Origin of the sequence: Kitasatospora sp. NPDC093550, assembly GCF_044764985.1 — a bacterium.
Classification (GTDB): domain Bacteria; phylum Actinomycetota; class Actinomycetes; order Streptomycetales; family Streptomycetaceae; genus Kitasatospora.
The window spans coordinates 80,531-90,888 of record NZ_JBIWJF010000032.1; the positions used below are offsets into that span (position 1 = coordinate 80,531).

Below are 10,358 nucleotides of genomic sequence, written 5' to 3' on the forward strand. Positions count from 1 at the left end.
AACATTACTGCATGCTCAGCAGGCTGCTGCAACTCGAGGCTCTTGTTTTTGATTCAACGGCTCTCCTGAAGCTCCCAGCTAGAGGCTTTGATGGTCGGCGCCTCTCCTCAAGATGCCTACAAGAGGCTTATGTGGAGCGCTTCGAGTGGCGTGTGGCGCATTGAATGTGGGGACATGAAGCGAGGTTAGTAATTTTAAAATACTCATAGACTTTGGGGTTTGATCTCTTCTGAGATTTGTGCCTGGTATGCTCATGCTGGTACAGGCTCTGCCATTTCCCCGGAGTCGGGGGTCAGCCGCCTCTCGCCGGCAGCTTGGAGAGTCGCTGTTCGCCCTCCCCGCACCAGCGGGGGTCCATCCCGGTTTGACTCACATTCAGGCCGTCACCACGGTAACCAAACCGATGTGCCGTCTGTCGGTCGACTCTGAGGTTGGTTACAAGACCTCCCGCCATCCGCAGGTGAGGTACTGGTTCTTCACCGGATCGATGGACTTGAGCGGGATCTCGGTCCGGAGGATGGCCTTGGAAGCTGCACGACCGACGGTGACCATTCACATGCCGCGCAGCGGAAGGCACAGTCCGGAACCCGTTCCCATCCAGGAGATCGCCATGGTTCTGGGTATGCGAGAGGCGGAGGTCGGAGTCATCGCCGGACTTGACGCCGGCAGGGCGCGGTGACGTACTGCGGCGGCGGAGGGCCGCAGCCCGCCTGCGCTACCCTTCGGCGGCTGACGGAGGGCGGTCGTCGACGACGATGCGCATCCTCGCGCTACCGCTATGAGAGGGAAGGGCGCTAGCGACCACATCGGAGATCCGGCCGTAGTACGTCGAGGCGAGTGCTCGGTCCTCGCGTGACGCCGACTGTGAGTTCTGCGTTGTGTGCAGGGCACTGAGAACGGCGATCAGGGTGCGTCCTGACAGCGTGACGGTGGTCTGCTCGTCGTGGTGGTCGTGGGCTACGAGCTCTGGAACCCGGAAGTGGGAGTTCCGTGAGGCCTGCTCGACGATGAACGCCCATGCGTCGCGGTGACAGACCAGATCCGCCGCGCTGACACCGGCGGCTTGCTCGAGCAGTGGGTCCAGAACGTGGTGCCGGGCTGCGGGAGGGGTCTGGCCCGGGGCTTCGGCCGACGAGCCCGGCAGGTCCTCGTGGGTGGAGGACGACTTGGTGACAGTGGTGGGAGCCCCCTCCGGAACTATCTCTCGCTGTGCTTCGGCGGCCTGTCGGCGTGTGGTCTCGAGCTCAAGGCGAAGGGACTCGGAATCGCGACGTGCTTCGGTGATGCTCTTGTGCGCGTCGTTGAGCTCGCGGCGCAGTTCGCGTAGCTCGTCGCGCAGATCCTGAACGCCGCTGTCGAGGCTGGCGCCGAGTTGCTGTCGGAGTTCGGCCTGGAGGCCGCGGATCTCGGTCAGCCCGACCCGGATCTCCTGACCGAACTCGGTGCGTAGCAGCGCGATTTCCTCGGCGAGCTTGTCCTGTCCGTTGGTGGAAGGGCCGAACAGCGCCATGCCAGTCCCTCTCATGTCCCGTCACGCGGCATCTGTTCAAGCATTGGGGCTTTGCAGGGGAATCACCCCGGGCTTGTCGAGAGCTGACCTGATTCCCCGCGTCGCGGTCCGAAAGTGGGTAGGTGGTGGGCGGCGATCGACGACGACGAAAGCTCTCGCAAGCGCTGACCGATCAGAGTGCGTTCGCGGAAGCATCGATCGCGACGGTCCACGTGGCGGCGGGACCCCCGCCGGGGGAGGGGGCACGAGCCACGACTCCCAGACATCCCAGGGGACGGGCGTCAAGGATGGAGCCGAGGTCCCTCGCGGTGGCGGTGCCGGGTTGTTGGGCAGTTAGAACGGCCCTAGGCCTCCACAGATCGTTCGAGGGGTCGTGGAGCCGAGCGTCGCGGGGATGTGTCAGGCCCAGCTTTCTGAGCTCGTAGCGAACCCGGTCCGTGTGGGTGCGCATGGCATCGAGCGCTGCTTCGAGCGTCTCGTGTGAGGTCGAGCGAGCGGAGAAGTGCAGGTCTTCGGGAATTCCGGACACGTGAACGTGTGGGCCGCTGTCATGGGGCCTGGTCTCGAGCTCGAAGGCGAGCTCGCCGAGGACGGCTTGGACGGTCGCGTGGGCACCGTCAAGGTGGATGAGCCTGACCTGTTCGAGATCCGCGAGGGCGATCGATCCATCGAGGCGCCATCCGAGGTGCACCAGGGCAGGGTAGGCGTGCCGGCAAGCGTTGTCGGCGTCGGGCAGCACCGCGTGGTCACTGCTGCAGTGCCACACGACGTCACGGTCCGCGGAATGGAACGGGGCGACGGCTCGGGCCGCAGTCGCCAGGTTCAGCTCGATGCTGCCGTCCAGGCCTAGGAAGATCGTGTTGATGGCGGGGAGGGCGTCTCCGGACCTGCGCGCCTGCTCCGTGAGGGCGTGCAGGGCGCGGTCCAGTCTCCGCTGCCGGTCGAGGTCGGCGAAGGCTCCGCTCCTGAAATGGAAGCGGGCCGAAACGGGTTCGGGGACGTGTGGGCGGGCCACGGCGGGCAGCGTGATCGCCAGGTCGCTCCAATCGTTCCGTCTTGGGGCCGAGGCAGCCTGCGGCTGGTCCGGAGGCGGCGAGTGTCCGTCGGCGGCCGGGCCGACGACGGGGGAACGCCCTTCGGCGGCGGGAGCGGGTGATGCTCCGGGGGTGAGCTCTGGGGCTGATGCGGCTCCGGTGTCGAGCTCCGGGACGTCCGGTGCGAGCTGGTCCAGCAAATCGTCGATACGACCGAGCTGGTCGGTGACCTCGGGCCGGCCGGCGCGCTTCTGACAGGTCGCCGCGGACCTCAGTGCGGTCAACCAGGGAACGGCGTCGGTCGGGGGAAGCGCGGTCACGGCATCGACCGCCGGGCCCAGGAGGGCGTCGGCTGCCGTAGCGACGGCACGGGCGACGCTCTTCGTGAGGGCGGGCTGATGCGTGCTCGCCCGTGCCAGCACGGTCAGCGCGCGGTGCTGCTGGGCCGCGGACAGACCGGGGTCGGGAAGGATGCGTGCGACGAGCTCGCTGTCGCTGTCGCGGTCGGCCTGGGTGATGAGTTCGGCAGCCAGGACGTCCGGACTCATCGTGCCCCAGTGGGCGCCGTCTGTCGCCGGATACAGGTCGGTGAGCATTTGGTCGATACGACGGACCTGTTCGCGGTTCGGCGGCTCCGGTGTACCGAAGTCCCGGTCGTGGAACCGGAGGGTCGCCATGACGGCGTTCAGCGCGTCGCGGCGTTCCTCGGCGCCGGTGATGCGTTGGACGGCAACCAACTGCCGCAACAGGTCGCGCTGGGTGGAGAACAGGGCCTCCAGACCGTGCGAGCGGGCGCTGTGCTTCCAATAGCGGCTTTCATGGGCCAGCAGGACGTCGACCGGCCGGACGGCCCCGGGAGTGGGGGGCAGGTCGGCGTTCTCCAACGCCTGGGCCAGAGCGGTCATGTGGATGGAGATGATGGCTTGGGCGGTCTCTCCGGCCTGCTCCCTGTGGTCCGGGGCCTGCGGCGGTTCGGTCTCATCGGACTCGCCCTGTTCCGCTGGCGGCCCAGTGAGGGCCGCAAGGTGAGCGATACGCTGGCGGAAGGCACGGGTGGCGATGTCGAAATCGCGTTCCGCGTCATCGCGACGGTGCGTCGTTGCCGGCGTCAGCAGGACCTCCGTGCCCTGCTCCATCACCAGAGAACCCCGCCACTCCATCTCGAGGTCCCTCCACCATCGGCTCGCCGGCCGCGCCAGCAACAGGATCCGAACCTTGTCGAACGCGTGGCGAGCGCCGTCGAAGAGCCGCAGTACGTGTTCCAACTGGTCGACCCGGGTCTCCGCGTAGTCGAGGACCAGAAGGAGCGGCCGCAGGTTCGTTTTCAGCGTCTCCAGCGACGAGGCGCTCCGCTGGACGTCGGCGAGGAAGCCCGCCGTCCAGGGTGAGCGCCGTCGGGTCATCCGGCGGATCAGTTCGGTGGCCAGCCGTGTCTTGCCGACACCGCCCGGGCCGAACACCACGGCCACATCGACCCCGCGGCTGCTGGTGCACCAGGACGTGAGAGCGGCGATCTCGTCGTCCATCCCCGTGAATGGCACGACCTCGGCTTGCGGCGACAGGAGATACGACGGCGACAGCCGGGGAACGGGCGGTTCGTGCAGGAGGGGGCTCTGGTCCGCTGACTCCAGCTGGGGCGAGTTCCCCGTGTGCTCGGTCACCACGGACGTGAAGTCGTCGAGGGCCAGCAGACGACGTACGGGCAGGGCCCACAGTGTCCGGCCCTGCCACACCTTGGAGACGCCTGTCATGACGCCGATCAGGATCTCGTGGCAGAACAGGCCCGCGCCGGACAGACCGCTCCACCCGTTGCCCCCACCGGTCTGGGCGGGGACGGCACCGCAGACCTCGAGGTCGTACTTGGAGGCGTGCAGGCCGGTGAGCGCGCTGACGTGGCCCACGACCTGACGGCAGTCGTGCACCACTGCAAGACTGCCGTCAGGTCGGGCGGCCGTTTGCCGCATGGCCTGCGGGAAGCCGACGGCCGAGCATTCAGGACGGCCGTCCGGGCTCGGGGAAGTCAGTTCGCCCCAGCGGACAGGTGCCAGATCACGGCCGAGCTGACGGGGGTCCACACGCAGGAGCACCGCGTCCAGTTCCCGATCGCCCGCCCACACGACCTCGACCGGATGCTCCTGCCGGTCACGCAGGACCCGCACCCGTATCCGCCCGTCCGGCAAGGCCTGTCCGCCGTCGAGCTGGGAGACGACGTGGAGAGCCGTCAGCACCAGGCCGGGAGCGATCAACGTGCCTGACCCGCATCCACCGCCGGACCCGAGGACCTGTACGGTCCTCGCCCAGCTCGCAGCCCCCATCGCCTCGCGCTCCGCTACTCGAACAGACTCTCTCCGACCGTCTCCCCGAAGTCGGAGGCATGTCCGTTGATCAGCACGTGGTCCGGATCGTCGACCTCGAGGTTGACGGTCAACCGGTGGGTCCGCGACCTCGACCACTCGCCCTTGGCGTCGGTGGAGACCACGAACGCCTTCACCCCGCCCGACGCCGTTCCGGCCCTGCGCAGCTCGATCCCCAGGTCCAAAGTCACCTCCTTCACCTTGAACCGGATCGCGGAGCCCTCTCCGTCTCGTTGAGCAGCCGCGAGACCTGCCCGGACAGCCATGAGTGCCTCGGCCAACTCGGTCCCGCCGTGGTCCACGCTTCCTCCCACAGCCCCTCCCTTCCGATGCCTGCGATCAGTGTGGGACAGCGGGGTGCTCCGCCGCAGGCGTTCTCCATAGTCGAGATGTGACCGGAGCAGCCGGGAGCGAGAGTCGGGTCGGCCCCTTCAGTCCCGCGGCTCCGCGCGCAGCGCCGGGTAGCGCAGCTCGAGGCCGAGGACGGCGGCCGGGGGGCGCTGGTAGTAGCGGACCCAGAAGGGTGCGGCGCCCTGTTCGGCCTGGGGGCGGCAGCGGTGGCAGAGCAGGCCGCGGGTGAGGCCGGTGTGGGGGTCGTGGTCCTCGGTGTGGGCGGGGCGGCCCGCCTCGGGGAGCGCACCGCAGACGGCGCAGCGGCCGCGGTGGTAGGCGAGGAGGCGTTCGCCGGGACGCTGGCGGTGGTCGTAGGGCGGCACGGGCCAGGCGAGGTAGGCCGGTTCGGAGGTGTGCCAGCGCTGCTCCCACCGCTCCCAGAGCCGCTTGCGGACGGCGCAGCGCTCGCAGTCGGCCGGGCAGCCGCCGGTGACGGGCGGGCAGAGCGGGGCGGCGTCGAGGGCATGGCGCAGGTCGAGGCGCAGCCGTTCGAGGGGCGGGGCGTCCGGCGGGGCCCAGCCGTCGGGGTCGGGTGCGGGGAGCGGGTGGTCGAGGAGGACGGCGGGGGCCATGGCGAGGCGGTCGGGGGTGACGGAGCCGGGTTCGAAGATGAGCTCGGGCACCCGGGCAGCGACGGCCTTGACGATGCGTCCGGGCATGGTGTTGGAGTCCAGGCGCCTGCCGTTGCGGCTGGTCAGCAGTGGTCGGCGGCCGGTTTCGGGGTCGCGGCCGTCCACCCGGTGCGGCAGGTAGTCGGCGATGGCCCGCCAGACCTCGCGGGAGGGCTGGTGGGTGATGGTGCCGTCGCCCTTGGGCGCGGGGCAGGCGAGGGTGCGGATGCGGCGGTGGGGGTCCTCCTCGTGGAGGTCCTCCAGGTCGATGCCGACGGCCTGCCGGGGGCGCAGGCCGTCGAGGAGGAGGTGGACGAGGAGCCGGTCGCGGTGCGGGGCGGTGTCGTGGGGGCCGCGGCGGTGGCGGCCGGGCAGGAGGTCGTCGGCGGCGTACTGCATTCCGGCGGCCTGTTCGAGGGTGAGCGGGGCGGTGCGGGGCAGCGCGGTGGGGGCGGGGCGCAGCGCGGCGGCGTTGAACGGGGGTTCGGGGATGTGGCCGGCGCCGGCGGCGTAGGCGTAGAACGCGGCGAGGGCGGCCAGGCGCCGGGCGGGGTTGTGCAGCGAGACGCGCGGCGCGAGCGGGCGCCGTGAGGGCCGGTCGGGGTTGGGGCGGCGCAGGGCGGGGGCGTAGGCCCAGGTGGAGGCGGTCGAGGAGTCGGCGTTCCAGGCGCCGATGCCGGTGGTCTCCTCGGTGAAGTACAGCCAGTCCCGCAGGTCGGCCTCGTAGCGGGTGGGCGTGGTGCCCTGCAGGGCGCGGCCGTGCTTGCCGAGGCCGGCGGCGAGCCACTGGGCGAGGACGTCGTACGGGTCGGGCCTGGTCACCAGGAAACTGTATGCGGGGGCGGGCGGGGAGCCGCTAGGCCTATGGATACCGGGTCTCACGGGCGGGCAGGTGTGATGACGGCGATGTTCCCCAGCGGGTGTCGGCGTGGTTCCCCGACCGGTGGGCGTCGGCTCGGCGGTTGACGTCCCAAGGTGAGTCTGCCGGCTGTAGATGTGCGAGACGATCCGTAGCGGTCCGGCCGGCCGGGGCCGGACGGTCCGGAACCACGTCATCGGCGCCCGGAAGGGCTCCTGGTCAGCAGGGATCGCCGGCCGGTACCCGGGCGGCCCGGACCGTCACAGCCCACGACAGCCCCTACCTGTCCGCCCCGCCACTCACCTCGCGCGGCCTGACGTGGACGCCCACGCCCACTCCTCGGAGACGGGCCTGGACCTCAGTCCGCTCGCAGGATCCGCGAAACGTAGATCTGGGGCGGGTCGGAGGCCTCGTTCACCGCGTACTCCACCAGCCCCAGATCCCGGCGCAGCGGCGCCGAGTGCATCCCGGGGCGGCCCGGCACCGGCATGCTCAGATGCGGGAAGGGGTTCTCGCGCAGGTCGACGAGGAACGCCACCAGGGCGGAGAAGACGTCGGCCGGCGTGCCCGGGTCGCCGAGGAACTCCTCGACGGCCGGGGAGAGGGTGAGCGGGTCGTGCTCGTCGTCCGGAGAGTCGTTGGAGCCGCTCACTGGGCCCCGAGTCGGCGCAGGACCGCGGACGCGGGGGTGCCGGGGGCGGTGCCGGCCTGGACGGCGTCGTGGATCCGGTCGCCCTCGGGGTCGCGGTAGAGCTCCGCGCGCAGCCACCACCGCTTCAGTACACCGCCGATCGTCTCGACGTCGGCCTCGCCCATCTCCCGGTAGAACTCCATCCGCTGCGCGGGCGGTAGGGCGTTGGCGACGGCGTCCTGGGTGCGGGGGATGGGTTGCCGACCGTCGTGGTGGCCGTGCAAGGGCGCTGCGCTCACCGTGTCCTCCGGGCGTCTCGTTCGGGCGGGACCGGTACCAGTGTCCCCCGTCGCGGGCCCCGCCCGGTACCCGGGGCCTCCGGTCGTCCCGGCATCGACGAGCCTGCGGTCGATCCCCGGAGAGGGAGCGCGGTATCCGGTGCCCGTGCCGGCCGCACCGGTGCTCCTCGTCCGCGCCTGTCGGGCCCGGTAGGTGGGACTCCGCCCTGCGGGGACAGGCTGGACCGAGCACCGCGCCGAGATCGAGCGCCTCCAGGCCGACCTCGTCACCACCGGCGACGTCCTGCGCGTCGCCATCCGGCGGGCGGTCACCGCACCAGCACCAGATGGGCATGCGGTCCCCGGAGAGGCGCCGGCTCGCGCGTGATCCGGGACAGATCATCCGGCCTGACCGCCGCCAGGCTTCCCCCGGCCTGGGACCCCTCGGACCAGCAGTGCCAAGGCTCGCACGTGTGCGACACATAGCACCAGTGCGATTTTGGCCCCGTCTCCTATTCGTTGCCGCCCGGGATTCCAGATACTAAATTAAATGGAATTGCGCACGGCCTCGGTGGACCGATCGATGCAAACGCGACAATGGCCCGACCAGCGAAGATGCGACTGGGGCCCGACAGAAAAGCCGTACCACCTTTCGATGCCGCTGACCTGCACAGACTCTGCGCTTTGCAAGTCTTCAGGGTCGGGCGGGTACCCACTTCTTTGTCAAGGTTCGATCTTGACTGACTGGTGGTCAGGAGTGGGCCCTGTGGTGGTTTATGGTGGGTACCGACCCATAGGGCTACACGCAAATGGGCGCACTACCTCTTGCCGGAGGTAGTGCGCCCGTGTGCCCTTGTGGAGTTCACATCTGACGGCTACATCCAGTGAAGGGCACAGCCATGTTCTCACACCAGAGCGTTCCGCCGGACGGCCCGCAGGCCGTGACCCTCGGCAAGCCCGCGGCGGTGAACAGCGAAAACGCGCCCGCAGCGACGGTGCCGCGCTCCCGCCGGCTGCCGTTGCAGCTGACCGTGGGCACCCTCGGCGCTGGGGCGCTGGCGGCTGACGGCGCGCTCGGGCGCTGGCTCGTCCGGGCCGGGATGGACCTGACCCAGTCCGGGCTGATCTGCACCGGCCTGCTGGCCATCCCCGCCATGGTCGCCCTGGCCGTCGTCATGTGGGCCACCGACAAGCTGGAGCCCGCGCCCCGAGGCTAGTACCTGAGGGCGCACCGTCAGATCTGACGGTGCGCCCTCAGGTACATCGAGTGGTACGACTACTTCCTCTTTGCCCGAGGAGGACCGGGCCGGGCCCCGGCGCCGTGTCGATCCTGGCCACCGTCGAGGTCTCGGCCCCGCGCCCGCGCCTTCACCGCCGACGGCATCCGTATCCGCTCCGGCAGCTGACCGATCAACAGCCGGCAGTGCCGACAACCCATCCGGGCGTCGGCACTGCCGTACACCCACGCCCCGAAGGAACACCTTGCGACCCACCACCCGCATAGCCGCCACCTGGCCATGCTCGCCGCTCTCACCGCCTGTGCCAGCACACCCACCACGACGGCCCCGGACGAGAGCCCCGCCCTGCGGTGGGCCCGCACCCGAATCCTTCTCGCCGACCACGCCACCGGCAACACTCCGTGCCGCGCACGCGACAGGGACAGCATCGAAACCGCGGGCGGACTGCACCCAGTTCGAGCCGGTCATGGAGAAGATTCGCGTGGGTGCCGGCGCGGTCGCCGGTGCCCGGCAGGTCCTTGGCGAGCCGGCCTGGGAGTGCGCTCACCGGGCATCGACCGGGTGAGGACGCCGAGTGTGAGAAGAGCGAGCGCGGGCAGCACGGCGACGATGATTCCCATCGGCAAGGCGTCGATGGCGCCACCCGCGCCGGCCAGCGGAGCGAGTGCCCCGCCGAACATGAACTGGCTGAAGCCGAGCAGAGCGGCGGCCGACCCGGCGTGTCCGCCGTGGTCGGCCAGGGCCTGGGCCGCGGCGTTCGGCATGACCAGGCCCACGCTGGAGACCAGGACGAACAGGCCGACCAGGAGTAGGGGCAGGGGTGCCCGTGTCAGCACCGCGCCCAGGACCGTGGTGCCACCGGCTGTCGCGCCCAGCAGACCGGCGAGCAGCAGCACGCGGGCGCCGGCCCGGGCCACCAGTCGGCCGCTGATCTGGGCGGCCGCGATGAGTCCGGCGGCGTTGACGGCGAACACGGCGCTGTACTGCTGCGGTGACAGGCCGTGGATTTCCTGCAGGACGAACGGCGAGCCGGAGATGTAGGCGAACATCGCCGCGAAGACCAGGCCGTTGGCCAGGACGTACCCGGTGAAGACCCGGTCGCTGAGCAGTTGCCCGACGACAGCCGGCAGCGGCTGGCGTGACGCGGAGGGGCGGGTCTGCGGCAGTCCTGCGGCGGAGGCCGCCAGCATCACGGCGCCGAGTACGGCCAGGGCCACGAAGATTCCGGGCCAGGCTGTGACGCGCAGTAGCTGGCCGCCGAGGACCGGCGCGAACACGGGCGCCAGGCCGGTGATCAAGGTCAGTGCGGAGAAGAGACGTGCGGTGCGGGTTCCGGAGGTGCGGTCGCGGACCACGGCGTTGGCGATGACGATGCCGAACCCCCCGCCGATGCCCTGGACCAGGCGCAGGCCGACGAAGGTCCGGACGTCGGGTGCCACCGCGCAGAGCG

General features: G+C 70.2%; 8 protein-coding genes. 1 reads left to right on the forward strand and 7 read right to left on the reverse strand.

The genetic code is table 11. The features are described from left to right. Window positions 1-715: 715 nt before the first annotated feature. From ACIRD3_RS34335 to ACIRD3_RS34360, 6 genes are all read right to left on the reverse strand, one after another. Complete coding sequence (locus ACIRD3_RS34335) at window positions 716-1,510, reverse strand: hypothetical protein (protein WP_402224409.1); 795 nt, start codon at window positions 1,508-1,510, stop codon at window positions 716-718. Window positions 1,511-1,682: 172 nt separating this feature from the next. Continuing rightward, window positions 1,683-4,859 carry a trypsin-like peptidase domain-containing protein gene (locus ACIRD3_RS34340; protein ID WP_402224412.1) on the reverse strand — a complete coding sequence of 1,059 codons (3,177 nt, stop codon included), beginning with the start codon at window positions 4,857-4,859 and terminating at the stop codon, window positions 1,683-1,685. A 14-nt stretch (window positions 4,860-4,873) separates the two neighbouring features. Then, window positions 4,874-5,212, reverse strand: a complete 339-nt coding sequence (locus tag ACIRD3_RS34345) for a trypco2 family protein (RefSeq protein WP_402224415.1) — start codon at window positions 5,210-5,212, stop codon at window positions 4,874-4,876. Between the two features lie 117 nt (window positions 5,213-5,329). Continuing rightward, complete coding sequence (locus tag ACIRD3_RS34350; RefSeq protein WP_402224416.1) at window positions 5,330-6,724, reverse strand: endonuclease domain-containing protein; 1,395 nt, start codon at window positions 6,722-6,724, stop codon at window positions 5,330-5,332. A gap of 395 nt (window positions 6,725-7,119) precedes the next feature. Then, a complete protein-coding gene (locus tag ACIRD3_RS34355; protein ID WP_402224418.1) occupies window positions 7,120-7,413 on the reverse strand; it encodes a hypothetical protein in 294 nt (97 codons plus the stop codon). Next, entirely contained in the window at window positions 7,410-7,691 is a 282-nt protein-coding gene (locus tag ACIRD3_RS34360; protein ID WP_402224419.1) for a hypothetical protein, read from the reverse strand. The genes ACIRD3_RS34355 and ACIRD3_RS34360 overlap by 4 nt, the downstream gene beginning before the upstream one ends. 878 nt (window positions 7,692-8,569) lie before the next feature. On the opposite strand from ACIRD3_RS34360, the gene ACIRD3_RS34365 reads away from it, so the two are divergent. Next, window positions 8,570-8,887 carry a hypothetical protein gene (locus ACIRD3_RS34365; protein ID WP_402224421.1) on the forward strand — a complete coding sequence of 106 codons (318 nt, stop codon included), beginning with the start codon at window positions 8,570-8,572 and terminating at the stop codon, window positions 8,885-8,887. Window positions 8,888-9,372: 485 nt separating this feature from the next. On the opposite strand, the gene ACIRD3_RS34370 is transcribed toward ACIRD3_RS34365, so the two are convergent. Beyond that, on the reverse strand, window positions 9,373-10,358 hold a 986-nt coding region (locus ACIRD3_RS34370), incomplete at its 5' end, for an MFS transporter (RefSeq protein ID WP_402224424.1).